Annotated in this window: 20 protein-coding genes; 10 read left to right on the top strand and 10 right to left on the bottom strand. The window is 73.1% G+C overall.

Features of this window, described 5'->3' with window-relative positions; genetic code table 11:
* Positions 1–27 precede the first annotated feature (27 nt).
* Positions 28–450, bottom strand: coding sequence for a hypothetical protein (locus ACZ6Y1_RS30285; protein WP_469636961.1), 423 nt, complete (start codon positions 448–450; stop codon positions 28–30).
* 119 nt (positions 451–569) lie between these two features.
* On the bottom strand, positions 570–2,159 hold the full coding sequence (locus tag ACZ6Y1_RS30280) for an aldehyde dehydrogenase family protein (RefSeq protein ID WP_469636958.1): 1,590 nt from the start codon (positions 2,157–2,159) through the stop codon (positions 570–572).
* A 98-nt stretch (positions 2,160–2,257) separates the two neighbouring features.
* Here ACZ6Y1_RS30280 and ACZ6Y1_RS30275 point away from each other — a divergent pair, with 98 nt between their 5' ends.
* Positions 2,258–2,812, top strand: a complete 555-nt coding sequence (locus ACZ6Y1_RS30275; protein WP_469636955.1) for an EF-hand domain-containing protein — start codon at positions 2,258–2,260, stop codon at positions 2,810–2,812.
* A 13-nt stretch (positions 2,813–2,825) separates the two neighbouring features.
* On the opposite strand, the gene ACZ6Y1_RS30270 is transcribed toward ACZ6Y1_RS30275, so the two are convergent.
* From ACZ6Y1_RS30270 to speB, 3 genes are all read right to left on the bottom strand, one after another.
* Positions 2,826–6,674, bottom strand: coding sequence for an ABC transporter ATP-binding protein (locus ACZ6Y1_RS30270; RefSeq protein WP_469636952.1), 3,849 nt, complete (start codon positions 6,672–6,674; stop codon positions 2,826–2,828).
* A gap of 125 nt (positions 6,675–6,799) precedes the next feature.
* The gene (locus ACZ6Y1_RS30265; RefSeq protein WP_469636949.1) at positions 6,800–8,482 is read right to left on the bottom strand and encodes a thiamine pyrophosphate-binding protein; all 1,683 of its coding nucleotides are present in this window, start codon (positions 8,480–8,482) and stop codon (positions 6,800–6,802) included.
* A gap of 47 nt (positions 8,483–8,529) precedes the next feature.
* Positions 8,530–9,492 (bottom strand): agmatinase, encoded by a 963-nt coding sequence (gene speB / locus ACZ6Y1_RS30260; protein WP_469636946.1) that lies wholly within the window; start codon positions 9,490–9,492, stop codon positions 8,530–8,532.
* Positions 9,493–9,608: 116 nt separating this feature from the next.
* Here speB and ACZ6Y1_RS30255 point away from each other — a divergent pair, with 116 nt between their 5' ends.
* Entirely contained in the window at positions 9,609–11,720 is a 2,112-nt protein-coding gene (locus ACZ6Y1_RS30255; RefSeq protein WP_469636943.1) for a helix-turn-helix domain-containing protein, read from the top strand.
* Between the two features lie 168 nt (positions 11,721–11,888).
* Complete coding sequence (locus ACZ6Y1_RS30250; protein ID WP_469636940.1) at positions 11,889–12,398, top strand: hypothetical protein; 510 nt, start codon at positions 11,889–11,891, stop codon at positions 12,396–12,398.
* 287 nt (positions 12,399–12,685) lie between these two features.
* Here ACZ6Y1_RS30250 and ACZ6Y1_RS30245 read toward each other — a convergent pair whose 3' ends face one another.
* Both ACZ6Y1_RS30245 and ACZ6Y1_RS30240 read right to left on the bottom strand, forming a co-directional pair.
* Entirely contained in the window at positions 12,686–13,153 is a 468-nt protein-coding gene (locus tag ACZ6Y1_RS30245) for a hypothetical protein (RefSeq protein ID WP_469636937.1), read from the bottom strand.
* A gap of 109 nt (positions 13,154–13,262) precedes the next feature.
* Complete coding sequence (locus tag ACZ6Y1_RS30240; protein ID WP_469636934.1) at positions 13,263–13,955, bottom strand: IclR family transcriptional regulator; 693 nt, start codon at positions 13,953–13,955, stop codon at positions 13,263–13,265.
* 207 nt (positions 13,956–14,162) lie between these two features.
* Here ACZ6Y1_RS30240 and ACZ6Y1_RS30235 point away from each other — a divergent pair, with 207 nt between their 5' ends.
* The 3 genes from ACZ6Y1_RS30235 (at position 14,163) to ACZ6Y1_RS30225 (ending at position 17,825) form a co-directional block, all read left to right on the top strand.
* Entirely contained in the window at positions 14,163–15,320 is a 1,158-nt protein-coding gene (locus ACZ6Y1_RS30235; RefSeq protein ID WP_469636931.1) for an acyl-CoA dehydrogenase family protein, read from the top strand.
* A gap of 34 nt (positions 15,321–15,354) precedes the next feature.
* On the top strand, positions 15,355–16,233 hold the full coding sequence (locus ACZ6Y1_RS30230; RefSeq protein ID WP_469636928.1) for an acyl-CoA thioesterase: 879 nt from the start codon (positions 15,355–15,357) through the stop codon (positions 16,231–16,233).
* Between the two features lie 188 nt (positions 16,234–16,421).
* Complete coding sequence (locus tag ACZ6Y1_RS30225) at positions 16,422–17,825, top strand: alpha/beta hydrolase family protein (RefSeq protein WP_469636925.1); 1,404 nt, start codon at positions 16,422–16,424, stop codon at positions 17,823–17,825.
* 18 nt (positions 17,826–17,843) lie between these two features.
* Here the strand turns inward: ACZ6Y1_RS30225 and ACZ6Y1_RS30220 are convergent, their stop codons facing one another.
* The 3 genes from ACZ6Y1_RS30220 to ACZ6Y1_RS30210 form a co-directional block, all read right to left on the bottom strand.
* Positions 17,844–18,671, bottom strand: a complete 828-nt coding sequence (locus ACZ6Y1_RS30220) for a DUF4253 domain-containing protein (protein WP_469636922.1) — start codon at positions 18,669–18,671, stop codon at positions 17,844–17,846.
* Between the two features lie 205 nt (positions 18,672–18,876).
* The gene (locus ACZ6Y1_RS30215; protein WP_469636918.1) at positions 18,877–19,683 is read right to left on the bottom strand and encodes a phosphatase; all 807 of its coding nucleotides are present in this window, start codon (positions 19,681–19,683) and stop codon (positions 18,877–18,879) included.
* A 65-nt stretch (positions 19,684–19,748) separates the two neighbouring features.
* Positions 19,749–20,327, bottom strand: coding sequence for an SACE_7040 family transcriptional regulator (locus tag ACZ6Y1_RS30210; protein ID WP_469636915.1), 579 nt, complete (start codon positions 20,325–20,327; stop codon positions 19,749–19,751).
* A 108-nt stretch (positions 20,328–20,435) separates the two neighbouring features.
* Between ACZ6Y1_RS30210 and ACZ6Y1_RS30205 the strand changes: the two genes are divergently transcribed.
* Genes ACZ6Y1_RS30205 through ACZ6Y1_RS30190 form a run of 4 tightly spaced genes read left to right on the top strand, consistent with a single transcriptional unit; the run spans position 20,436 to position 26,329 of the window.
* Positions 20,436–22,052, top strand: coding sequence for a carboxyl transferase domain-containing protein (locus tag ACZ6Y1_RS30205; RefSeq protein ID WP_469636912.1), 1,617 nt, complete (start codon positions 20,436–20,438; stop codon positions 22,050–22,052).
* Positions 22,053–22,075: 23 nt separating this feature from the next.
* Positions 22,076–24,232 carry an acetyl/propionyl/methylcrotonyl-CoA carboxylase subunit alpha gene (locus ACZ6Y1_RS30200; protein ID WP_469636909.1) on the top strand — a complete coding sequence of 719 codons (2,157 nt, stop codon included), beginning with the start codon at positions 22,076–22,078 and terminating at the stop codon, positions 24,230–24,232.
* Positions 24,233–24,243: 11 nt separating this feature from the next.
* Positions 24,244–25,161: a hydroxymethylglutaryl-CoA lyase gene (locus tag ACZ6Y1_RS30195; protein WP_469637146.1), complete on the top strand. Its 918-nt coding sequence runs from the start codon at positions 24,244–24,246 to the stop codon at positions 25,159–25,161.
* A gap of 7 nt (positions 25,162–25,168) precedes the next feature.
* Positions 25,169–26,329, top strand: a complete 1,161-nt coding sequence (locus ACZ6Y1_RS30190) for an acyl-CoA dehydrogenase family protein (protein WP_469636906.1) — start codon at positions 25,169–25,171, stop codon at positions 26,327–26,329.
* Positions 26,330–26,415 lie beyond the last annotated feature (86 nt).

The following is a 26,415-nucleotide window of genomic DNA, read 5'->3' as shown; positions in this document are numbered from 1 at the left end:
CTGACCAGACCCAGTTGGGTCGCTACCTCAGCACAGGATCCAGCCGGATTCGGCCGATCCGGCCGCCACACCGCCCCTTACGTACACACACCGGTTGATCGCGCCGACCGTGACGGGCCCGGCATACCGGGTGAACCGTCCCGCATCGCGTACGGGGGCTCCGCCGCGCGGCTGGATGCTCACCGCCATCTGCCGCCGCTCCCCCGGAACCCGCGCCACGGCCAGCGCACAGGCCTGCGTACGGGTCTTGTACACGCGCACCTCACCCGTCCCGAGGGGCACTGTGCGCACCAGACGACCCCCGCAGAGCCCGGCGCCCGCACCGGTCCCGGCCGGAGCCGCGTGCGCGGCCGTCCCCGTGAACAGCCCGCCGGCGCAGAGCCACAGCGCCGCCGTGAACACCCCGAGGGACGCGGCCCCCCGGCCGCGCCCCCGCTTCCCCTTGAGCATCCCGCCCCCCATCGGTCGTACGCACGACGTGCGCACGCACGTACGACGCCCGGGCCCCCGGGAAGGTTGCGGTGTGCAAGCGGTGTGCAAGGTCTCGGGCCGCCCGGTTCACCTCCGGTTCACATGACACCGGCCGTGTGGTCGAAGACCGACTCCCGGGGCCTGACCAGGGTGGCGACGGCGATCGACTGGAGGCGCGTGGTGCGTACGGCGGGCTGGTTGGCCTCGCCGAAGATCCCGCCCGTCGCGCCGGTGCCGCCGTTGTACGGGAGGACCGGCAGGCAGCCGATGTGCGAGTCGTTGACCTTCAGCATGCCGCCGTTGACCACCTCCGCGCAGAACCGTTCGACGACCCGCTCGTCCCGCGTCCACAGGGAGTTGCGCAGCCCGTACCGGTTGGCGTTGAGGAAGCGGATGGCGTCCTCGATGCGCAGCGGCGCCTCGGGCACCACCACGCACAGCAGCGGGAAGAATGTCTCCTCGCGGAACGCGCGCAGCCGGGCGGCCGTCGCCAGCCCGTCCACGCGGATGACGGCGGGGCGGATGAAGGGCCCGGCGGCGGCCGGTACGTCGTCCACGTCCACGAACTCGCCACCGCACAGCAGCTCCCCGCCGGCCGCCAGCACCTCGTCGAGGTACTCGGTGAACTCCGCCCGCTTGACCACCGGGCTCAGCACCGTGTCCGGGTCCTCGGGCGGGCCCGGCCGGATGGCGCGCACCCGGGCCGTCAGCTCCTCCAGCAGCAGGCCGGCCACCTCCGGGTGGACGATCGCGAACTTCGGGGTCATGCAGATCTGCCCGGAGCCGTAGTACCGCTCGCACAGGGCCCGGGCGGCGAGGTCCGCCTCGGCATCGGCCCACACGAGCACGCCGTCGTTCCCGGAGAGTTCGAGCACGGGCTTCTTGCCCGCGACCACGCACTCCCGCTCCAGCTTCAGGCCCTGCTCCGAGCCGCCGAAGAAGACGACGTCGTCGCAGTCGGGGCTGTCCAGCCACTGTCGCATCACCGCGCGAGCGTGCGTGGAGAGCACGCTCAGCGTGCCGGGCGGGGCGCCGAGGCGCTCCAGGAGCGGGGCCACGATCTCCCGGTAGACGAAGGCGACCCCGAGCGGGGCGGTCGGGGGCGCGTTGACGACGAGGGCGTTGCCGGCGGCCAGCGTCAGCACCCCGTAGAAGGAGTTGGACGTCGGTGCGTTGCGCGGCGGGCTCAGGCAGACCACCCCGTCGGGCTTGCGGACCATGCGGATCCGGCGGCCCGCCTGCGTCCGCTCCGGCTCCCCCAGCCGGTCGGCGAAGTCGGCGACGGAGTCGGGGTGGAACGCGCAGGCCACGGAGGCCACTTCCCAGGCGGCCAGCCGCACCGGGTGTCCCTCGGCGACCAGCAGGTCGATCAGCTCCTCACGCCGGTCGACGACGGCCCGGAAGACCCCGCGCAGCAGCTCCAGCCGGTCCTCCAGGGGCACCCGGGACCAGCCGGGCTGGGCGGCGCGGGCGGCGGCCAGGGCACGCAGCCCCTGGTCGGCGGTGGACATGGCGACGCGGCCGGCCATCAGCCCCTCGTCGTACGGGAGATCCTCCCCGCGCTCCAGCCGCGCCTTGAGGCCCAGCACCTGGAAGGGCTCACGCAGGAGCCGGCCCACCCGAGGCTGGTGGACCCACCGGATCCCGGGCTCCTCGGCACCGGCGACCCATACCTCGTAAGAGTGCATACACAACTTCCCAGCGGCAGAACGGGATTACACGGTCGAGCCGGACACTACGCTAGGTGATCACCTGACCGCACGGCGTAGCCACGAAAGGCCATGACATGACGACCGACCTGCTCGACCGCAAGCTGGAGCGCGCCTTCTCGCACCTGGACGCCGACAACAGCGGCGTGATCGACGAGCACGACATCATCGCGCTCGGCTCCCGGCTGCTGTCGGCCCTCGGGGAACCGGCGACCTCCCCGAAGGCCACCGCGGTGATGGGCGGACTGGTCGACTTCTGGCAGGAGCTCTTCACCGAGCTGGACGTGGACCGGGACGGCAAGCTCACGCCCGAGGAGTACTCCCTGGGCATGACCCGGCTGTACAAGGACGGCGGCCCCGCCTACGACCGGTCCTTCCGGCCGATGGTCGAGGCGATCCTCACGGTCGTGGACACCGACGGCGACGAGCGGATCAGCCCCGAGGAGTTCCTCAAGGCCCAGAACGCCTTCGACACCAAGCTGGAACGGGCCGACGCGGAGGCCCTGTTCGCGCGGATCGACAAGAACCACGACGGCTTCCTGTCGGTGGACGAGCTCCTCGACGCCGTCCGCGAGTACTACACGGGCAGCGACGAGGACGCCCCGGGCAACCTGCTCTTCGGCGAACTCTGAAGCACCTGACCGTCTAGGCCGCCGCCCGCTCGTCCTCTCCGACGAAGGTGCGCCACAGTTCGGCGTACCGGCCGCCGCGCGCCAGGAGTTCGGCGTGGCTGCCGTCCTCCACGACCCGGCCGCGGTCCATGACCACCACCCGGTCGGCGCGGGCTGCGGTGGTCAGCCGGTGGGCCACCACCAGGGTGGTGCGCTTGCCGGCGAGGCGGTCGGTGGCCTGGTTGACCTGGGCCTCGGTGGCCAGGTCGAGGGCTGCCGTGGCCTCGTCGAGCAGCAGCACGTCGGGGTCGACGAGCTCGGCGCGGGCCAGCGCGATCAGCTGGCGCTGGCCGGCGGAGAGGTTGCGCCCGCGCTCGGCGACGGTGTGCAGGTAGCCGCCGTCGAGCGTGGCGATCATGTCGTGGGCGCCGACCGCGCGCGCGGCGGCCTCCACCTCGGCGTCGCTCGCCTCGGGCTTCCCGTAGGCGATGGCGTCGCGGACCGTCCCCGGGAAGAGGTACGACTCCTGGGGGACCACGCCCAGCCGGTGGCGGTACCCCGTCAGGTCGAGCTCCCGCAGGTCGGTGCCGTCCGCGGTGACCCGGCCCGAGGTGGGGTCGTAGAACCGGGCCACCATCTTGACCAGCGTGGACTTGCCCGCCCCGGTCTCCCCTACGAAGGCGACGGTCTGCCCGGCGGGTATCCGCAGGCTGATCCCGGCCAGCGCCTCTCCCTTCTCCCCGCGCTCCTCGGCCGTCCCGTACTGGAAGCGGACGTCCTCGAAGGCGATCTCCCCGCGCAGCTCCCGCACCTCGCGGGGCGCGTCGGCGGGCGGGGTGGTGGTGGGCTCGCGCAGCAGCTGCTGGATGCGGCCGAGGGAGACGGTCGCCTGCTGGTAGCCGTCGAAGACCTGGGAGAGCTGCTGGACCGGCGCGAAGAACAGGTCGATGTAGAGCAGGTAGGCGACGAGCGCACCGGTGGTCAGCGTCCCGGCCTCCACCCGGCCCGCGCCCACGATCAGCACGGCCGCCGCCGCGCCCGAGGACAGCAGCTGCACGAACGGGAAGTACACCGATATCAGCCACTGCCCGCGGACCCTGGCGTCGCGGTACGAGTCGCTGCGCTCGGCGAACCGGGCGGCGCCCGCGTACTCGCGGCGGAAGGCCTGGACGATGCGCAGCCCGGACACGGACTCCTGCAGGTCGGCGTTGACGAGGCTGACCCGGTCGCGGGCGAGCTCGTACGCCGCCACGGACTTGCGGCGGAAGACGACCGTGCCGGCCACGAGTACCGGGAGGGTCGCGAAGACGATCAGCGCCAGCTCGACGTCGAGGACGAGCAGGGCGACCAGGATCCCGAAGAAGGTGAACACCGAGACGACGGCGGTGACGAGCCCGGTCTGCAGGAAGCTCGACAGCGAATCCACGTCCGTGGTCATCCGGGTCATGATCTTGCCGGTCAGCTCGCGCTCGTAGTAGTCCAGGCCGAGGCGCTGGAGCTGGGCGAAGATCTTGACGCGGAGCGAGTACAGCACGCGTTCGCCGGTACGGCCGGTCATCCGGGTCTCGGCGAACTGTGCGGCCCATTGCGCGACGACGACGGCGAGCGCGAGTCCGGCGGCCACCCAGACGGCACCGAGGGCCGCCTGTTCCACGCCCTTGTCGATGCCGTGCCGGATCAGGATCGGCAGGAGCAGCCCGGCGCCCGCGTCGAGCGCGACGAGGGCGAGGCTGATGGCGAGCGGCGCCCAGAAGCCGCGGAGCAGGCGGCGCAGGCCGTAGCTCTCCTCGGCGGCCGCGGCGCGGTCCTCGTCCACGGCGGGCTCGTCGTCGGCGGGCGGCAGGGCGGCCACCTGGGCGAGCAGTTCGGGGGTGGCGGGCATGCCGGCGACGGCCCCGGCCATGGAATGCCCGGCTCCGGGGGCGCCGGTACCGGCGGCGGGCGCCTTCGGACCGGTGCCCTGCGTCTCCTCCCGCCGCCAGAGTTCGGGGGTCACGCCGTCGACGACCCGGCGCTTGGCGTTGACCGGCTCGGAGTCGATCTCCGCCTCGATCTCCAGGTCCCGTTCCAGATCGCGTTCCAGGTCCCGCTCGAACTCGGCCATGGCGGGGGCGTCCGGGGTGCGCGGCGAGCCCGCGCCGAGGGCGTCGGGGTCGGTGAGCAGCCGCCGGTACAGCGCGGATCCGCGCTCCAGCTCCTCGTGCGTGCCGATGTCGGCGAGCCGCCCGTGCTCCAGTACGGCTATGCGGTCGGCGAGCGCGAGCGTGGAGCGGCGGTGGGCGATCAGCACGGTGGTCCGGCCCGCCATGACGGAGCGCAGGGCCTCGTGGATCTCGTGCTCGACGCGGGCGTCGACGGCGGAGGTGGCGTCGTCGAGGAGCAGCAGCCGGGGGTCGGTGAGGATCGCGCGGGCCAGGGCGATGCGCTGCCGCTGGCCGCCGGAGAGCGTGAGCCCCTGCTCGCCCACCTTGGTGTCGTACCCAGCGGGCAGCGCCTCGATGAACCCTTCGGCCTGGGCGGCGCGGGCGGCGGCCCGGATCTGGTCCTCGGTGGCCTCGGGGTGCCCGTAGGCGATGTTCGCCCGGATGGTGTCGGAGAACAGGAACGAGTCCTCGGGCACGAGCCCGATCGCCCCGCGCAGGGAGGCGTACGTCAGCTCGCGCACGTCGTGCCCGCCGACGCGGACGGCGCCCCGGTCGGCGTCGTAGAACCGGGGCAGCAGCAGCGAGACGGTGGACTTCCCGCTTCCGGAGGCGCCGACGACGGCGACGGTCTCGCCCACCGCCACGGACAGCGAGAACCCGTCGAGGACGGGGCGCTCGGGGTCGTACCCGAAGCGGACGTCCTCGAAGTCGACGGTGGCGGGCGCGTCCGCGGGCAGCTCGTGCGCGCCCTCCCGGATCACGGGCTCGGTGTCGATGAGCTCGAAGACCCGCTCCACGCCGGCGCGGGCCTGCTGGCCCACGGTCAGGACCATGGCGAGCATGCGCACGGGTCCGACGAGCTGGGCGAGGTAGGTGGAGAAGGCGACGAAGGTACCGAGCGTCACCCGCCCGTTGGTGGCCATCCAGCCGCCGAGGGCCAGCATCGCGACCTGCCCGAGGGCGGGCACGGCCTGGAGGGCGGGGGTGTAGCGCGAGTTCAGCCGGATGGTGCGCATCCGGCCGGCGAAGAGCCGGCGCCCGGCCTCGCGCAGCTTCCCGCTCTCCTGCTCCTCCTGCCCGAAGCCCTTGACCACGCGTACGCCGGTCACGGCCCCGTCGACGACGGTCGCGACGGCGGCGGCCTGGCCCTGGGCGTACCAGGTGGCGGGGAAGAGCTTCTTGCGGCTGCGCTTGGCGATGAACCAGAGCGCGGGGGCCATGAGCAGTGCGACGAGGGTCAGCAGCGGGGAGAGCGCCAGCATGATCCCGAGGGATATCCCGAAGAGCAGGAAGTTCCCGATGGTCATGGGCAGCATGAACAGCAGCCCCTGGATCAGCTGCAGGTCGCTGGTGGCCCGCCCGACGACCTGGCCGGTGGACAGCTCGTCCTGCCGCCGCCCGTCGAGGCGGGCGATGGTGTCGTACATGTCGGTGCGCAGGTCGTGCTGCACGTCGAGGGCGAGCCGCCCGCCGTAGTAGCGGCGTACGTAGGTCAGGCCGTAGACCAGGACGGCCGCCCCTATGAGCATCGCCGCCCAGGGCCCCATGGGCCTGCTCCGGTCGCCGATGACGTCGTCGATGATCACCTTGGTGACCAGCGGTACGAGCGCCATGACGGCCATGCCGGCCAGGGAGGACCCCAGCGCGAGCAGCACGTTGGCCTTGTAGCGCCAGGTGTAGGCCGTCAGCCGCCTGCCCCACCCCTGTTCTTCCCCAGCCGCTGTCTCTGCCGCCGCCACGTGAGGCCTCCCCGTTCGTCCTGTCCTGCCGGAAGCGGCAACGCCCCGACCGGCGGATTTCATCCCGCCGCAACAATTCGAACGTGCACTCCCGGAGCCTCCGGCGCACCCCGGAGGCGCCAGCACTAGAGGTGCGTCGGCGCGAACATCCTGAGCGTGGCCGGAAGGACGAGGACCGAGGGCCCGGGGGTGGCCAGGGCCTTCTTCAGGTCGTCCTTCAGGGTTTCCGGGCTCGTCGTGGCGGCCGGGACGCCGAAGGACTCCGCGAGGGCGACGAAGTCCGGACGGGTGAGCTCGGTGGCCGTGGCGCGGCCGAAGGAGTCCGTCATGTACTCGCGCAGGATGCCGTACCCGCCGTCGTCCACGATCAGCCAGGTGACGTCCAGGTCGTGCTGGCGGGCGGTGGCCAGGTCGGCGACCGAGTACATCGCGCCGCCGTCGCCCGAGACCGCCAGGACAGGGGTGTCCGGCTCGGCGACGCACGCGCCGAGGGCGGCGGGGAAGGCGTAGCCGAGGCCGCCCGCGCCTTGGGCCGAGTGCATGGTGTTGGGGTGCTTCGGGTCGAAGGCGGACCAGGCCCAGTACGCCAGGATCGTCATGTCCCAGAAGGACGGGGAACGGGGCGGGAGGGCCGCCCGGATCGAGGTCAGGAGCTGCTGCTCCAGCGCGAGGTCCTGCGGGGCGAGGCGCTCGGCGACCGCGGCGAGGAGCGCGCGGACCCGCTCGGGGGCCTCGTCGTCCTGCCGGGGCTCCACGGTTTCCAGCAGGGCCTGGAGGGCCAGGCGGGCGTCGGCGTGGATGCCGAGGGCCGGGTGGTTGGACTCCAGCTTGCCGAGGTCGGCCTCGATCTGGACGACCCGGCCGGTGGGGAAGAACGTGTGGTAGTTCGAGGACAGCTCGCCCAGGCCCGATCCGACGACGAGCAGGACGTCGGCGTCCTCCAGGAAGTCCGTCGTGTGGCGGTCCTCCAGCCAGGACCGCAGCGACAGCGGGTGCGTCCACGGGAAGGCGCCCTTGCCGCCGAAGGTGGTGACGACGGGGGCGTTCAGGCGTTCCGCCAGCTGCTTGAGCTTGCCGGAGGCGTCGGCGCGGACGACTCCGCCGCCCGCGATGATCACCGGGCGCTCCGCCTTCGACAGCCAGTGGGCGGCCAGTGCGGTGAGCTCGGGGCGCGGCGCCAGCTCGTGCGGGAACGCGTCGACGCCGGTGACCTGGGGGATCAGTGTCTCCGCGCGCAGTACGTCCTCGGGGATCTCCACCCAGACCGGGCCGTGCGGGGCGGTCAGCGCCGACTCCCAGGCCTCCGCGACGACGGAGGGGATCTGGGAGGGGGTGCGGGCGGTGTGGACCGACTTCACCACCTCGCGGAAGGAGGCGGCCTGGTCCCGGAGCTCGTGCAGGTGGCCGCGCCGGCCGCCGCCCAGGCCGGGGGTCGGGACCTGGGAGGAGATCGCCAGGACGGGGGCCGATGCCGCCGCCGCCTCGGCGAGGGCGGGCAGGGCCATGAGGGCGCCCGGGCCGGTCGACAGGAGCAGCGGGACCGCCTCGCCGGTGAGGCGGCCGTACGCGTCGGCCGCGAAGGCCGCGTTGTTCTCCGTGCGGAGCCCGATCAGGCGGAGGTCGGAGCGGCCCACCGCGTCGAAGAGCGCGAGGGCGTGCTGCCCGGGCAGTCCGAACACGGTGGTCGCGCCGAGCGAGCGCAGGGACTCCACGACCAGGTCCCCGCCGGTCCGCCCGGGCGGCGGCGCGAGTGCGGCCGCCGTCTGGGCTTCGGTGGGGCGGAGTACCAGGTCGTGGTCGTGCGTCACTGCGTGCGTGCCCTTCGTGCCGTGCTGTTCGGGCCGCCCGCTTCGCCTTACTTCGCCTTCGAGGCGGCGATCTGGCGGCTCATGATCGTGGTCAGCTCGTACGCGGTGTGCGAGGCCGCGACCGAGGTGATCTCCGCGTGATCGTACGCCGGGGCGACCTCGACGACGTCGGCCGAAACCAGGTTGCAGGAGGACAGGCCCCGGATGATCTCCAGGAGCTCGCGGGAGGTCATGCCGCCGGCCTCGGGAGTGCCGGTGCCGGGCGCGTGGGCCGGGTCGAGCACGTCGATGTCGATGGAGATGTAGAGGGGCCGGTCGCCGATGCGCTGGCGCAGCTGGTCGGCGATCTCGTCGGCGCCGCGGCGGTAGACGTCGGCGGAGGTCACGATGCCGAAGCCCATCTTGGCGTCGTCGTCGAGGTCCTGCTTGCCGTAGAGCGGGCCGCGGGTACCGACGTGGGAGAGGGCCTCGGTGTCGAGGATTCCCTCCTCGACGGCGCGGCGGAAGGGGGTGCCGTGGGTGTACTCGGCGCCGAAGTAGGTGTCCCAGGTGTCGAGGTGCGCGTCGAAGTGCAGCAGGGCGACCGGGCCGTGCTTCTTGGCGACGGAGCGCAGCAGCGGCAGGGCGATGGTGTGGTCGCCGCCGAGGGTCATCAGGCGGGAGCCGGCGGAGAGGAGCTCGTCGGCGGCGGCCTCGACCGTCTCGACGGCCTCGTTGATGTTGAAGGGGTTCACCGCGATGTCACCGGCGTCCGCGACCTGCGCGAGGGCGAAGGGGGAGGCGTCCTGGGCCGGGTTGTACGGACGCAGCAGGCGCGAGGCCTCACGGATCGCGTTGCCGCCGAAGCGGGCGCCGGGCCGGTAGGAGACACCGGAGTCGAAGGGCACGCCGACGACGGCGACGTCGGCGGAACCGACCTCGTCGAGGCGGGGCAGCCGGGCGAAGGTCGCGGGGCCCGCGTAGCGCGGGATGCGGGAGGAGTCGACGGGTCCGCGCGGCTGCGTGCTCATGGCTGTGCCTCTTTCTCTGGCCTGACGTGTGCGGTCCTCCGAGCGTAAGCGGACGCCGATGGGGTGCGAAGTGTACGTTTTATCCACTACCCCTCCTCCATCTGTACGGAGTATCCATGCGCCCGTCTTCCGGTGACGGCGAGCGGGCCGTCGAACGTCCCACGCCCCCGACCGAACCGGTCCCGCTCACCGCGCTGCTGGGCACGGACGAACTGGGCCTGCGCCTGCTGGCGGGCCCCGGCCCGGAGGGTGTCGCCGCGGTCGACGTCCACGGGGTCCACGCCTCGGAGATGCCGGACCCGTCCCCGTACCTGCTGGGCGGCGAACTCCTGCTGACGGCGGGCGCGGGGCTCGCGGGGGCGGGCACCGGGCCGACGGGGCACGCCTGGGCCGCCGAACATGCCCCTCACCCCACGCCGGGCCGGGCGACCGAACCGACCGGGCAGGCGGGGCAGGCGGAGCAGGCCGGGGGCACTGGGTCGGCCGGACAGGGTGGCGGGGATGCTGCCGAGTACGTGGAGCGGCTCGTCCGGGCCGGGGTGGGGGCGCTCGGTTTCGGGGTGACGCCCGTGCACGAGGTCGTGCCGCGGGCCCTGCTCGACGCCTGCGACCGGTACGGGCTGCCGCTGCTGGAGGTACCGCCGCGGACGCCGTTCACGGCGGTGGCCCGCGCCGTCTGGCGGCTGATGGCGCAGGCCCGTACCCGCGAGCTCCGCCGGGTGACCGAAGCCCAGCAGTCCCTGGCGGCCGCCGCAGCCCGCCCCGATCCGGTCCCGGCGGTCCTGACCCGCCTGGCGGCAAGCCTGGCCGGCTGGGCGGCCCTCCTGCCCCCGGAGGCGGCGGGCGCGGCCCCCGGGACCGGAGCGGGCACAGGCACCGGGGCGGTCCGGGGGTCGGGGACGGCCACGACCCCCGGGACCGGAGCGGGCACAACCGCCGGGGCCGGGACCGGGGCGGCTACGGGGGCCGGAACGGCCACAACCGCCGGGACCGGAACGGCCACGGCCATCGGGCCCGGAGCAGGCACGGCCACCGGGACCGGAGCAGGCACGGCCATCGGGCCCGGAGCAGGCACGGCCCTCAGGCCTGGAGCAGGCACGGCCACCGGGACCGGAGCGGGCACGACCGCCGGGACCGGAGCGGGCACGACCGCCGGGACCCGAGCAGGCACAGGCACCGGGGCCGGAGCGGGCGCGGCCGGCGGGGCCGGGAGCGGCATGGGCCCCCGGACGGCCGCGGCCACGGGAACCCGGGGCGCCGGCACGGCGACCGGAACCGGGGCGTCCGCGGACGACGCGGGGCCACGGAACGGTGGGGGCGCCGGGGGCGCGGGTGGGCCGGCGCCCGGGGTCCTCCCGGTCGGGGCAGCGGCTGCCGGGGGTGGATTCCAGCCCGGCGGGGAGGCGCTCGGGGCACTGGCGGCGCTCGCGGAACGGGTCACCCGCGGGGGTGTCGCGACGGCCACCGACACCCTCGGCGGCACCCACCTCGCCGCCTACGCCGTCGGCGGCGGCCACGTGCTCGTGCTGGCCACCCCGGCCCGCACCCCCGGCGACCACACCATCGCCTCCGTCGCGGCCGTACTGCTGAGCCTGCTCACCGCCCGCCGCCCGGCCGGCACGGAGGCCGCCGCGCTGACCCGGCTCCTCCTCGGCGGCGATCCCGCCCAGGCCCTCACCCCCGGGCCCTGGTACGTCGTCCACGCCCGCGGCGCCGCCGACCCGCACGCCCTGGCGGCCGCGCTGGGCACCGTACTGCTCGACGCCCGCGGGGACGACGTACGCCTGCTCACCGAGCGGGAGCCCGCCCCGCAGCCCGGGTGGCGCCTCGGCGTGAGCGCCCCGGCCGGCCCCGAGGCCCTGGAGGCCGCCGACGCCCAGGCGCGGCGCGCGCTGGAGCGCGCCGACGCCGCCCGCACCCCCCTGGCCCGGCACGCGGACCGCGGTTTCGCGGGGCTGGTCGGCGAGGCCGAGGCGCGCGCGCACGCCGAAGCCCTCCTGGCCCCGCTGAACCCCGCCCTCCGCGCCACCCTGCGCGCCTGGCTGGCCCACCACGGCAGCTGGGACCGCACCGCCGCCGCCGCGGGCGTGCACCGCAACACCGTCCGCCAGCGCATCGCCCGCTGTGCCGCCCTCCTGGACCGCGACCTCGACGACCCGGACGCCCGCATGGAGCTGTGGTTCGCCCTCCGCCAGGACCCGGAGGGCCCGGAGGGCGCGAAGGCGTGAGCGGCCACGCGCAGACCCGCCGCCGGTGTCACTCCGACCGGGGCGATCCGTACGCCGGACACCGCAACCCGCGTGTGACTCCCCCGCGGACGTGACATGGCTCAGTCGCCGACGCGGCCCGGAGGCCCGTCGCGCACTCGTCTCAGCCTCCACCGAAACGGAGATTCCATGCGACGCGTCCTCGCGACCGCACTCCTCACCCTCGTCGCCAGTGCCGCCGGCACGGTGACGGCCACTGCCCAGGGCGAGCACTTCATCGGGGCGATCACCTGCACGAAGTCCCTCACCTCGGGCCTCACGTGCAGCGGCAAGGCGGCCGGTCTGGGCAACCGCCCCACCGCCGCCTTCCTCACGGCCGATTCCGTCCAGGCCGAGTACCTCTGCGTGAACCGGGGCGGCAACGTCGCTCCCGGCCAGGGCACCGAGTTCAACACCGTCGTCGGCCCCACGAGGAACTTCAACCCGCGCAACGGCCAGATCACCTTCAACAACGTGAACCTTCCGATCCCGGACGCCCCGTCCTCGCGGGACGTCTGCCCCAACGGGAACTGGACCGTGAACCTCACGCGGGTCGAGTACGACAACGTCGTCCTGCACATCCAGCAGGGCGGCACCGACATCCTCTTCAAGAACCTCGGCGACATCGTGATCCCGCCCGAGGGCACCGTGGTGTTCTGACGGCCCGGCCCAACGTCCTCGGGGTCCAGGTCGGCCGGCGCCCCGTACAGACCGTGCAGCCGGCGGCCCGTCACCTCGCGGTCCGTCGGCCGGCCGGCCCAGGAGCTCGGCCGCGCCGCCGGGCTCGGCGCCGGTGACATCGGCCCTCCCGGGTGGGCCGAGCGTGGTGGGGCGGGCACCCGGCCGTCGGCAGAGCCCCCGCCCGCCGCGTTCTGTCGGGGCGGTGGCGCGAGAAAACGAGTCAGGCCCGTGCCACCGCCGCCGGCAGAAGGGGGCGTTCGACCGAATCAGATGTCGATCACGCGGTACGCGATGGTGTAGACGCCCCCGGAGCCCTCCAGCGAGCGGTACTGGATCTCGCCCCCGGCCTCGCTGCCCGTCACCAGGGTGGCTCCCAGCTTGTCGTCCCCGCTGGTGGTGTCGTAGTCCCACAGAGTCAGTGTGCGGGCCTGCTGCTTGCCCAGGACCAAGGCGGCGTTGCCGTTGCCGTCGGCCAGGGAGCGCACGTAGTTCGTACCCATGGTCTGGTACTTGGCACTGCCCGGCCAGACCTTGACCTGGTTGCCGTTGGCGTCGGTGATCTTCAAGTAGGCCTCGTCGTGGTCGCCCTCGCTCTGCTGGTGGCAGGTCAGGTCCAGCAGCTCGACCCGTACGTAGTCGATCGGCTCGGCGTGGGCGGTGCCGGCGAAGGCCGTCAGGCTGCCCAGGCCGAGCAGAGTGGCGGCGACCAGTCGTGCGGTGCGCTTGGCATTCATGTGCTTCCCCCCGTGTTGTTCTCGCTACCGCCAGGGCCCCTCCCCGGCACACGATTACCTTGCCCGTCGAGCCGCCCACCGTTCTACGCGCGTTCCGTTGAATGGAACATCAGGACCAGGCGACTGCGGGGCAGGTCGCAGCCTGCCCACGCACCCCCGCACCCGCGCCCCTGGCCAGGGCCCGCGCGATCGCCAGTCCGGCCTCCGCGACAGCCTCGGCGACGGGCTCCAATGCGCGCCCCGCGCGGACCAGTCCGGCCAGCGCCGCCACCGGACGGCCGTCCGGCGACCGTACGGGCACGGCCGCACAGACCACCCCCTCCATCACATCCTCCCGGTCGAGCACGATCCGGCGGCGCGACGGGCCGCGCAGCGCCTGTCCGGCCGCCGTCTCCAGAAGGAAGCTCATCCCGTCCCGGACCGGGACCAGCGGCTCCACCTCGCCCGGCACCGAGCTCACCGTCATCGCGAGCTCCTCCCGCAGCACGGTCAGCACCACGCTCGCCCCGGTTGCGGCGCGCAGCCGGTGCAGGGGCAGCCGCGCCGCGACCCGCAGACCCGGATGCGGCTGCCACGCCTGACCGAGCCGGAACACCTGCGGTCCGAGCCGGTAGCCCCGGCCCTTCCGCTCGACCGCGCCCACTGCCGCGAGCTGGTCGAGCAGCCGGTGCACGGTGCCCTTCGGAACCCCGCACCTGACGGCGAGCTCTGTGACTCCCGCCTCGTCCTCGTACTGCCTCAGGGCCTCCAGCAGGGCGAACGCGCCCTCCAGCACTCCCCTGCCCGGCGCGGACCCGGCCATGTCTCCCCCCAACGCACCCGGCCGGCCGCATCCCCCCTGGTGCGGGCCCCGGGCGCCACAGCAGGATGGCTTACGTGGACCCGGCCGCAGAAGGGTTTCCGGGGCGTGTCCTCCGCCCCTGGACAGCCGGAGTGACTCCCGGGTAACTTAATCTGAGCAAGCGCTTAGGCATAAGCGGCGGACCGCCGCGACCGAAGGGAGCCGGCTGTGCGCCGTACCGTTTTCAACGAGGACCACGAGGCGTTCCGCGAGACGATCCGCGCCTTCATCGAGGCCGAGGTCGTCCCCGTCTACGACGAGTGGTTCGCCGCGGGTCAGGCGCCGCGGGACTTCTACTACAAGCTCGGCGAGCTGGGCCTCTTCGGTATCAACGTCCCCGAGGAGTTCGGCGGCGCGGGCCTGGACACCCACAAGTTCGAAGCCGTGCTCTACGAGGAGACCTCGCGCGCGGGCGTCCAGTTCGGCGGCTCGGGCGTGCACGTGCTGCTGGCGCTCCCCTACCTCAAGATGCTCGCCGACGACGAGCAGAAGAAGCGTTTCCTCCCGAAGTTCGTCTCCGGTGAGGAGATGTGGGCCCTCGCGATGACCGAGCCGGGCACCGGTTCCGACGTCGCGGGCATGAAGACCACCGCCAAGCTCTCCGAGGACGGCACGCACTACGTCCTCAACGGCGCCAAGACCTTCATCACCGGTGGCGTCCACGCCGACCGCGTGATCGTCTGCGCCCGCACCTCCGCCCCGACCGCGGAGGACCGCCGCTTCGGCATCTCCCTGTTCGCCGTGGACACCAAGTCCGAGGGCTACTCCATCGGCCGCAAGCTGGACAAGCTCGGCCTGAAGACCTCCGACACCGCCGAGCTGGCGTTCGTCGACGTGAAGGTGCCCGTCGAGGACCTGCTCGGCGAGGAGGGCAAGGGCTTCTACTACCTCGGCCACAACCTCGCGTCCGAGCGCTGGGGCATCGCCTTCGGCGCGTACGCCCAGGCCGCCGCGGCCGTCCGGTTCGCCCAGCAGTACGTCACGGACCGCACCGTCTTCGGCAAGCCGGTCGCGCACTTCCAGAACACCAAGTTCGAACTGGCCGCCTGCCAGGCCGAGGTGGACGCCGCCCAGGCCGTCGCCGACCGCGCCCTGGAGGCCCTGGACGCCGGCGAGCTGACCCCGGCCGAGGCCGCCAGCGCCAAGCTGTTCTGCACCGAGGTCGCGCACCGCGTCATCGACCGCTGCCTCCAGCTGCACGGCGGCTACGGCTACATGAACGAGTACCCGATCGCCCGCCTGTACGCCGACAACCGCGTCAACCGCATCTACGGCGGCACCAGCGAGATCATGAAGTCGATCATCGCGAAGTCCATGGGGCTGTAAGTCCTCGATCCGCCGAGGCACTTACCCTTCCCCCATGAACGAGTCGCTGACGACGCTCCTCGATCTGCTCGACCTGGAGCAGATCGAGGAGAACATCTTCCGCGGTACCAGTCGCCCTTCGCTGGTACCGCGCGTCTTCGGTGGTCAGGTCGCGGCCCAGGCACTGGTCGCGGCCGGCCGGACCGTGCCCGGGGACCGCACCGCGCACTCGCTGCACTCGTACTTCCTGCGCGCCGGGGACGCGGGCGCGCCCATCGTCTACTCGGTGGACCGGATCCGCGACGGGCGCTCCTTCACCACCCGCCGGGTCGTCGCCGTCCAGCACGGCCAGCCGATCTTCCACCTCTCGGCGTCGTTCCAGACGTACGAGGAGGGCCTCGACCACCAGGCCGCCATGCCCGCCGCCCCGGACCCGGAGTCGCTGCCGACGGCCGAGCAGTCCCTGCCCCTGTACCGGGACGTCTTCCGCGACCCGGGCGTGGTCGAGCGGCTGATCGCGGCACGCGGCGCCGTGGACCTGCGGTACGCCACGACCCCGCCCTGGGGCAGCGTCGGCGAGCCCATCGAACCGCACACGCAGGTGTGGTTCCGTACGGCCGACAAGCTGGAGAGCGACGACCCGCTGCTGCACACCTGCCTGGCCACGTACGTCTCCGACATGACCCTGCTCGACTCGGTGCTGCTCGCCCACGGGCGCGGCGGCTGGGCCGTCGGCGACGTGGTCGGGGCCTCGCTGGACCACGCGATGTGGTTCCACCGGCCGTTCCGCGCCGACGAATGGCTGCTGTACGACCAGGAGTCGCCGTCCGCGGCGGCGGGGCGCGGCCTGGGCCAGGCCCGCATCTGGACCCAGGACGGGCGCCTCGCCGTCACCGTCATCCAGGAAGGCGTCGTACGCGTTCCTCGTGCCTGACCCGGGGGCCGTTCCGCCGAACGGCCCAATGTGAGGGCGTTCTCCGGCGGGGCGCCGAAGGGCCGGTGTCCGGGGCGCACGCCCCACTCCGCCAAGGTGCGGTGCGTCCGCGACCGCACGCGGAGGCCGGCTCGCGGCCCGTGCGGAGCGGATGCCGTCCCACCGGTCCGCGTCTACGTTCCGATGACATGACGCACACAACCGGCGAGCAGCACTCCGGCCCCACCCGCCGCGCCGTCCTCCTCTCCGGAGCGGGCGCGGCCGTGGCGGGCTGCACCCGCAGTGGCGCGAACGGGGCCCCGGCAGCCGCCACGAGCGCCTCCGCCACCCCCAGCGCGGCCGCGGCCGGCCTCACCCCCGGCGTGATGACGCTGTTCAAGGACCCGGGGTACAACTTCAGCGGGCTCCTCGCGCTCGGCGGCTCGGGTGCCGGCGCCGCCGAAGTGGGCGAGGTCCTCACCGCCGTGAACGGGATCAACCAGGCCGGGCTGAGCGCGCAGACGTACGTGGAGACCTTCCGCAAGCTCGGCGACCAGCTCATGAAGCCCCCGCCCGGCGCCCCGGCCGACGGGCAGACCAAACGGTTCCGGGCGCTGCGCGCCGCCCAGTACTACGGCCAGGCGCTGTTCTACGTCCTCGGTTCCGACGATCCGGGCGCCGAGGAGTCGCTGTACAAGGCGGGTCGCGGCGCCTGGGACACCTTCTGCGGCCTGTGCGAACCCCCACCGGTGCAGGCCGACGTCCCCTACGGGACGACACCGCTCCCGGTGTGGTTCTTCCGGCCCGACACGTCCGCCACGCCCCGCCCCACCGTGATCCTGACCAACGGGAGCGACGGCCAGAACGTGGACATGTGGACCTATGGGGTGCCGGCCGCGCTCGACCGCGGGTGGAACGCGCTCGTCTACGACGGGCCCGGCCAGGGGCAGCTGCTCTTCGTCGACCGGGTGGTGTTCACCCCCACCTGGGAGAAGGTCGTCACTCCCCTGGTCGACTGGCTGACGGCCCGCGCCGACGTGGATCCGGACAGGATCGCTCTGACCGGCCTGAGCATGGCGGGAGACCTCGCCCCGCGGGCGGCGGCGTTCGAGCAGCGGATCGCCGCCCTCGTGGCCATGCCGGGCTGCGTGGAGCCGTGGCTGGGCTTCCCGCCGGAGATCCGGAAGATCCTCACCCCCGACAAGCAGCAGACCAACGACATCTGGAACAAGGAAGTCGTCCCCGAACTGCCCCCGGACGCGGCCGCCGTGATGAAGAAGCGCTTCGAGCCCTTCTCCGTTCCGGCCATGCTCCAAGCCCGCCAGGGCAAGCTGTTCACCGACTTCTACACTCCGGCCACCCGCATCCAGGCCTTGACGATCACCGACGTCGTCGGCCGCATCAAGGCTCCGACCCTGGTGCTGGACTACGAGGGCGAGCAGTTCTATCCGGGACAGCCCCGGAGGATGTACGACGCACTCACGTCCCCGAAGGACTACGTCAAGCTGACCGCCCAGCAGGGCGCTCAGCTGCACTGCTCCCCCATGGCGCCGCAACTGCACTGCGAGGTCGTCTTCGACTGGCTGCAGAAGACCATGGCGGGCGGCCGCTGAGCGGGCGCCCCGGCCCGGTCAGTCCCACCAGAACGACCAGTGGTCCGTGCCGATCAGCGCCTCCTCGGCGTAGGCCCGGACCGTGCCCGAGCCCTGCCAGACGTTGTCCGGGCAGAACGCGAAGTGCTCGGCGGCCACCGGCAGGGCCTCGGCCAGGGCGCGGGGCGGGGCCGCCACGTACAGGTCGAGGCGGTCGAAGCCGAGGGCGAGGACGCGGGCGCCGAACCGGTCCTCCCAGGAGCGCAGCACCGCGCTGATCCGGGCGGTGTCGTTCTCGTGGTTGACGGGGCCGCCCCAGCCGAGCGCGGCGGGCACGTCGGCGCCGCGGCCTGCCGGGACGAGGGCGAGCCGGGGGCGGCCGAACCAGCCCTCCCGTATGCACGCGGCGGCGAGTTCCGCGGCCGCCGTCTCCGCCGTCTCCGCGTCCCGGGCGACCGGGGTCCCCGCCGCCGCCAGGCCCGGCCAGGCCGGCCCGAAGGGCGCGATCAGCTCCTCGTTCTCCCGTTCCTCCCCCTCCTCCGGTTCCGGGATCACCGCGTTCCAGAACTCCCGCAGCACCGGCCCCACGTGGTGGTCGTCGGGGTCGGACACCCGTTCCGGGTCCAGGGCCCCGGTCTCCCACCACCGCTCCGGTCCGGGCCGGTCGTGCAGGAGTACGGCCTGGAACCCCGCGGGCGCGGGATACGCGGAGGCGGGAGCGTCCACCGGCCCGTCGGACAGCCACAGCAGCGGCTCCGTCCGGGCCCGTCGCAGCCGGCGGCGGACGGTGCGGACGACGAGTCCGCCCGGGGGCAGACCGGCGATGGCGGGGCCGAGCGCGGTCAACGGGTTCGGGTGATCGCTCATGGCCGCGACCGTAGCGCCGCCCTCTGACAGCGGGTGCTCCGCGATCGGGTGCGGCACCGCTGCGGGGGCTCTGCCCCGAACCCCCGCGCCTCAAACGCCGGCGGGGCCGGATGAATCCAGCCCGGACGGCCTGCGCCACAACCAGCCCCTCCGGCGTTTGAGGAGCGGGGTCCGGGGCGGAGCCCCGGGAGGGCGGCCCGCAGGGCTATTCGTCCGCCAGGCCCGCCGCGGCGAGAAGGTAGGCCACCATCGGGTCGTAGAAGCGCGGGTCGCGGACGTGGTCGTCCAGGGGCACCGCCACCTGGAGGGTGCCCTCCGCCTCGCCGAGGAACAGCGCCGGGTCGTTGCAGTCCGCGTAGCCCACCGCGTCCAGCCCGCGCTGCGCCGCGCAGCCCGCCCAGCCGTGGTCGGCGACGACGAGGTCCGGCTGCGGACGGCTCGAAGCCGTCAGCCCGTTCAGGATCGCGGCCATCGGCTCCGGCGAGTGCGTGTGCCACAGGGTCGCGCCCCGCTCCAGCACCGCGACGTCCGCGAACTGCCACACCGAGCCCTCGTCGGCGGTCAGGCCCTCCGGAATGACCACGATCTCGCAGCCGGCGCCGCGCAGCGCCGCGGCCGTCGCCCGGTGGACGTCCAGCAGCCCGCCCGGGTGCCCGGTGGCGAACAGCACGCTCTGGCGGTCCAGCGCCGCCTTCCGCAGCCGGGCCGCCATCCGGTCCAGGCCGGCCACGGTCAGTTCGGGGTCGATGGTGTCCTGGCCGGTCCGGTACGCGGGGTCGTCGACCACGCCGACGCGCTCGGCCATCACCGCGAGCACGTCCTGCTCGTCCGTCCAGCGGTCGCCCAGCTCCAGGCCGAGCCAGTAGTGCCGGTCGCCGTTGGCGAGCTTGCGGTAGTGGCTCAGGTTGTTCTCGCGCGGGGTCGCGACCTGTCCCGCGATCCGCGTGCGGACCAGATGGTCGATGAGTTCGGCTCGGCTCGGCGTCTCTATCGGCTTCGGCATACGGGCCATTCTGCCGCCGCCCGGGCGGAGGCGCCGCGTCCATCCCGATCTTCGGAACAGCCGGCCGCGCCCGCTCACGCCGACAACGCCCCGAACGCCCCGTGCGCGAGCCGGCGCAGCAGGGCTTCCGTCGCCTCCCGGCCGAGGGCCGCCAGGTGCGGGGTGGAGTTCAGCAGGCCGAAGACCGCGTGCACGGAGACCCGCACCTCCGCCTCGCCGACCTCGGGGTGGAGCCTGCGCACGACGTCCACCCACAGCTCCACGTACTGGCGCTGCAGCTGCCGTACGAGCTTGCGGTCGGCCTCCCGCAGCCGGTCGAGCTCGCGGTCGTGGAGGGTGATCAGCGCCCGGTCGTCGAGGGCGAAGTCGATGTGCCCGTCGATGAGGGAGGCCAGCAGGGCCGCCGGGTCCCCGGCGGTCTCCTCGGCGCGGCGGCGCCCGCCGGTCAGCAGCCGTTCGCTGATCCCGACGAGCAGCTCGGCGAGCATGGCGTCCTTGCCCGCGAAGTGCCGGTACAGGCCGGGGCCGCTGATGCCCACCGCGGCCCCTATCTCGTCCACGCCGACGCCGTGGAACCCGCGCGCGGCGAAGAGGCGGGCGGCCTCACTGAGGATCTGCTCGCGTCGGGTCGGTGCGGCCGCTCTGGTGCTCATGGGAATCCATTCTAGACAGGGCGGTTAGCGCTCGTTAACCTAAGGCGCATACACGTTAACGACCATTAACAGTGTGCACAGTGTGGACCGAGCAAGGGAGCTCGACCGATGCAGCAGGCACCAGTGCTGACGACCGCCGCGGACCCGGCGTCCGAGGCCTGGCGGACCAACGAGGCCGCCCACCGCGAGCTCGCCGAGGGCCTGCGCGCCCGGCTCGAAGCGGCCCGCCTCGGTGGCGGCGAGAAGGCCCGCGCCCGCCACACCGCCCGCGGGAAGCTCCTCCCGCGCGACCGCGTGGACACCCTCCTCGACCCCGGATCCCCCTTCCTGGAGCTGGCCCCGCTGGCCGCCGAGGGCATGTACGGGGGCGCGGCCCCCGCGGCCGGGGTCATCGCGGGCATCGGCCGGGTCAGCGGCCGCGAGTGCGTCATCGTCGCGAACGACGCCACGGTCAAGGGCGGCACGTACTACCCGATGACCGTCAAGAAGCACCTGCGCGCCCAGGAGGTGGCCCTGGAGAACCGTCTCCCCTGCCTCTACCTGGTCGACTCGGGCGGCGCCTTCCTGCCGATGCAGGACGAGGTCTTCCCCGACCGGGAGCACTTCGGCCGGATCTTCTACAACCAGGCCCGCATGTCCGGCGCCGGCATCCCGCAGATCGCGGCCGTCCTCGGCTCCTGCACGGCGGGCGGGGCGTACGTACCGGCGATGAGCGACGAGGCCGTCATCGTCCGGGGCCAGGGCACGATCTTCCTCGGCGGCCCGCCGCTGGTGAAGGCCGCCACCGGTGAGGTGGTCACGGCCGAGGAACTGGGCGGCGGCGAGGTCCACTCCCGGACCTCGGGCGTGACGGACCACCTCGCGGAGGACGACGCGCACGCGCTGCGGATCGTACGGAACATCGTGGCGACCCTGCCCGACCGCGGGGCGCTGCCCTGGTCGGTCGAGGCGCCGGAAGAGCCGAAGGTGGACCCGTACGGGCTGTACGGCGCGGTCCCCGTCGACTCGCGCACCCCCTACGACGCCCGCGAGATCATCGCGCGGGTCGTGGACGGCTCCCGCTTCCAGGAGTTCAAGGCGGAGTACGGGCAGACGCTGGTCACCGGCTTCGCCCGGATCCACGGCCACCCCGTCGGGATCATCGCGAACAACGGCATCCTCTTCTCCGAGTCCGCGCAGAAGGGCGCCCACTTCATCGAGCTGTGCGACCAGCGCGGGATCCCGCTGCTCTTCCTGCAGAACATCTCGGGCTTCATGGTCGGCCGCGACTACGAGGCGGGCGGCATCGCCAAGCACGGCGCCAAGATGGTCACGGCCGTGGCCTGCGCGCGGGTGCCGAAGCTGACGGTCGTCGTCGGCGGCTCGTACGGCGCGGGCAACTACTCGATGTGCGGCCGGGCGTACTCGCCGCGGTTCCTGTGGATGTGGCCCAACGCCAAGATCTCCGTCATGGGCGGCGAGCAGGCGGCCTCCGTCCTGGCCACGGTCAAGCGCGACCAGATCGAGGGCGCGGGCCAGGAGTGGCCCGCCGAGGACGAGGAGGCCTTCAAGGCCCCGGTCCGCGCGCAGTACGAGGAGCAGGGCAACGCGTACTACGCCACGGCGCGGCTGTGGGACGACGGGGTCATCGACCCCCTGGAGACCCGGCAGGTGCTGGGACTGGCCCTGACCGCGTGCGCGAACGCCCCGCTGGGCGACTCGGGCTTCGGCATCTTCCGTATGTGACGTGTGACGTGAGGACCTCACTGATGTTCAGCACTGTTCTGGTCGCCAACCGCGGCGAGATCGCGGTCCGGGTCATCCGCACCCTGCGGGAGCTCGGCATCCGCTCCGTGGCCGTCTTCAGCGACGCGGACGCGGACGCACGGCACGTACGGGAGGCCGACACGGCCGTCCGCATCGGCCCGGCGGCCGCCTCGATGAGCTACCTGTCGGTGGAGAAGCTCCTGGACGCGGCGAAGCGCACGGGCGCCGAGGCCGTGCACCCGGGTTACGGCTTCCTCGCCGAGAACGCCGCCTTCGCGGCCGCCTGCGCCGAGGCCGGGCTGGCCTTCATCGGGCCGCCCGCCTCCGCCATCTCCCTGATGGGCGACAAGATCCGCGCCAAGGAGACGGTGAAGGCGGCGGGCGTGCCCGTGGTCCCCGGCTCCTCGGGCAGCGGCCTGACCGACGCCGAACTGGTCGCGGCCGCCTCGGAGATCGGCATGCCGGTGCTCCTGAAGCCCTCGGCGGGCGGCGGCGGCAAGGGCATGCGGCTCGTCCGCGACGAGGCGGTCCTGGCGGAGGAGATCGCGGCGGCCCGCCGCGAGGCGAAGTCCTCCTTCGGCGACGACACGCTCCTCGTGGAGCGGTGGATCGACCGGCCACGGCACATCGAGATCCAGGTACTGGCGGACGCCCACGGGAACGTGGTCCACCTCGGCGAGCGCGAGTGCTCGCTCCAGCGCCGGCACCAGAAGGTCATCGAGGAGGCCCCCTCGGTATTGCTCGACGAGAAGACCCGCGCGGCGATGGGCGCGGCGGCGGTCGACGCGGCCCGCTCGTGCGGGTACGTCGGCGCGGGCACGGTGGAGTTCATCGTGCCGGGCGGGGACCCGTCCTCGTACTTCTTCATGGAGATGAACACCCGCCTCCAGGTCGAGCACCCGGTGACCGAGCTGATCACCGGCCTGGACCTGGTCGAGCAGCAGCTGCGGGTCGCCGCCGGCGAGGCACTGCCCGTCACCCAGGACGAGATCCGGCTGACCGGCCACGCGATCGAGGCCCGCGTGTGCGCGGAGGACCCGGCACGGGGGTTCCTGCCGTCGGGCGGCACGGTGCTGGCCCTGTCGGAGCCGTCGGGCGGTGCGGTCCGTACGGACTCGGGCCTGACGGCGGGCGTGCCGGTGGGGTCGACCTACGACCCGATGCTGTCGAAGGTCATCGTCCACGGGCCGGACCGCGCCACCGCGCTGCGCCTGCTGCGCGGCGCCCTGGCCGACACCGTGATCCTGGGCGTCCAGACCAACGCCGGTTTCCTGCGGCGCCTGCTGGCCCACCCGGACGTGGTGTCCGGGGACCTGGACACGGGGCTGGTCGAGCGCGACCTGCCTTCGCTCCTCCCGGAGGGTGTCCCGGCCGAGGTGTACGCGGCGGCTGCGCTGCTGAAGGCTTCTCTCCCCCACCCCGCCCCTTCCCGGCGCACCGGACATGCGGCTCCGCCGCGTGGGGGCTCCGCCCCGGACCCCGCGCCTCAAACGCCGGCGGGGCTGAGTGGGTCGGCCGGCTGGGTCGATCCGTTCGACGCCGTCAGCGGCTGGCGCCTGGGCGGGACCCCGGCCTGGACGGTGCACCACTTCCGCCTCCCGGGCCAGGACCCGGTGGAGGTCCGCACCCGGCAGCGTGGCACGGAGACGGAGCTGCTGATCTCCGACGACACCGGCGCGAACCCAGCCCCGCCGGCGATTGAGGCGCGGGGTCCGGGGCAGAGCCCCAGCGCACCGGCCCGCAGCCGGATCGTCACCCGCACCACCGACACCGTCACCCTCGAACTCGACGGCGTCACGCACACCTTCAGCCACGCCACCTCCCCGGAGGGGACCTGGCTCGGCCGCGACGCCGACTCCTGGCACGTCCAGACGTACGACCCCGTCGAGGCGAACCTGCGCGGCGGGACCAGGAGCGGCGCGGACACGCTCGCCGCCCCCATGCCCGGCACCGTCACCGTCGTCAAGGTGGCCGTCGGCGACAAGGTGACGGCCGGTCAGAGCCTGCTCGTCGTCGAAGCGATGAAGATGGAGCACGTCATCTCCGCCCCGCACGCCGGCACCGTCACCGAGCTGGACGTCTCGCCCGGCACCACCGTCGCCATGGACCAGGTCCTGGCCGTCGTCACCCCGGACGCGGAAGAGGAGGCGGGCGCGTGAACCGGCTGCCCATGATCGTCCCGGTCCCCGGCCTCCCGGCCCGGGTCCGGATCCACGAGGTCGGGGCCCGGGACGGGCTCCAGAACGAGAAGACGGCCGTGCCCACGGAGGTGAAGGCGGAGTTCGTCCACCGTCTGGCCGCCGCCGGGCTGACCACCATCGAGGCCACCAGCTTCGTGCACCCCAAGTGGGTGCCCCAGCTGGCCGACGCCGAGCAGCTCTTCCCGCTGCTCGGCGACGTGCGGGCCGACCTGCCCGTCCTCGTGCCCAACGAGCGCGGCCTGGACCGCGCGCTGGCGCTCGGCGCCACCCGCATCGCGGTCTTCGGTTCGGCCACCGAGACCTTCGCCTCCCGCAACCTCAACCGGACCGTGGCCGAGTCCCTCGCCATGTTCGAGCCCGTCGTGGCCCGGGCGAAGGAGGGCGGGGCCCATGTCCGGGGCTACCTGTCCATGTGCTTCGGCGACCCCTGGGAGGGCCCGGTCCCGGTGCACCAGGTGGTCTCCGTCGCGAAGGCGCTGCTCGACCTCGGCTGTGACGAGCTGAGCCTCGGCGACACCATCGGCGTCGCCACCCCCGGCCACGTCCAGGAGCTGCTCAGCGCCCTCAATGAGGCGGACGTCACGACCGACCGCATCGGCGTGCACTTCCACGACACCTACGGCCAGGCCCTGTCCAACACCCTCGCCGCGCTCCAGCACGGCGTGACCACCGTCGACGCCTCCGCGGGCGGCCTCGGCGGATGCCCGTACGCGAAGAGCGCCACCGGCAACCTCGCGACGGAGGACCTGGTGTGGATGCTCGACGGCCTCGGCATCGAGACCGGGGTCGATCTGGCCGCCCTCACCGCCACGAGCGTGTGGATGGCCGAACAACTGGGGCGCCCCAGCCCCTCCCGTACCGTCCGCGCCCTCTCCCACAAGGAGTAACGAGAACATGTCCCTCGACCACCGGCTCACCCCCGAGCACGAGGAACTCCGCCGTACCGTCGAGGCGTTCGCGCACGACGTGATCGCGCCGAAGATCGGCGACCTGTACGAGCGGCACGAGTTCCCGTACGAGATCGTCGCCGAGATGGGCCGCATGGGCCTGTTCGGCCTGCCCTTCCCGGAGGAGTACGGCGGCATGGGCGGCGACTACCTCGCCCTCGGCATCGCCCTGGAGGAGCTGGCCCGGGTCGACTCCTCGGTCGCCATCACCCTGGAGGCCGGGGTCTCCCTCGGCGCCATGCCGATCTACCTCTTCGGCTCCGAGGAGCAGAAGCAGCGGTGGCTGCCGAAGATGTGCTCCGGCGAGATCCTCGGCGCCTTCGGCCTGACCGAGCCCGGCGCGGGCTCCGATGCGGGCGGCACCCGCACCACCGCCGTCCGCGACGGCGACGAGTGGGTCATCAACGGCTCGAAGTGCTTCATCACCAACTCCGGCACGGACATCACGGGCCTGGTCACGGTCACCGCCGTGACGGGCCGCAAGGCCGACGGCCGCCCGGAGATCTCCTCGATCATCGTCCCGTCCGGCACGCCGGGCTTCACGGTGGCCGCCCCCTACTCCAAGGTCGGCTGGAACGCCTCGGACACCCGCGAGCTGTCCTTCGACGACGTACGGGTCCCGCTCGCCAACCTGGTCGGCGAGGAGGGCCGCGGCTACGCCCAGTTCCTGCGGATCCTCGACGAGGGCCGGATCGCGATCTCGGCGCTCGCCACCGGGCTCGCGCAGGGCTGTGTGGACGAGTCCGTGAAGTACGCGAAGGAGCGGCACGCCTTCGGCAAGGCGATCGGCGACAACCAGGCGATCCAGTTCAAGCTCGCGGACATGGAGATGCGCGCCCACATGGCCCGCATCGGCTGGCGTGACGCGGCCTCGCGGCTGGTGGCCGGGGAGCCGTTCAAGAAGGAGGCGGCGATCGCGAAGCTGTACTCCTCGACGGTCGCCGTCGACAACGCCCGCGAGGCGACGCAGATCCACGGCGGCTACGGGTTCATGAACGAGTACCCCGTGGCACGCATGTGGCGGGACTCGAAGATCCTGGAGATCGGCGAGGGCACGAGCGAGGTCCAGCGCATGCTGATCGCCCGCGAGCTGGGCTTCACCGGCTGACCCCGCCTCCCCCCTGTTCCAAGCGGCCCGCGCCCCCTCGCGGGCCGCTTTTGCGCATATTGCGCGACTAATAACGAGATCAAGAA

Source organism: Streptomyces sp. NPDC053432 (assembly GCF_055585365.1).
This window is presented reverse-complemented; position numbering and strand designations above follow the sequence as displayed.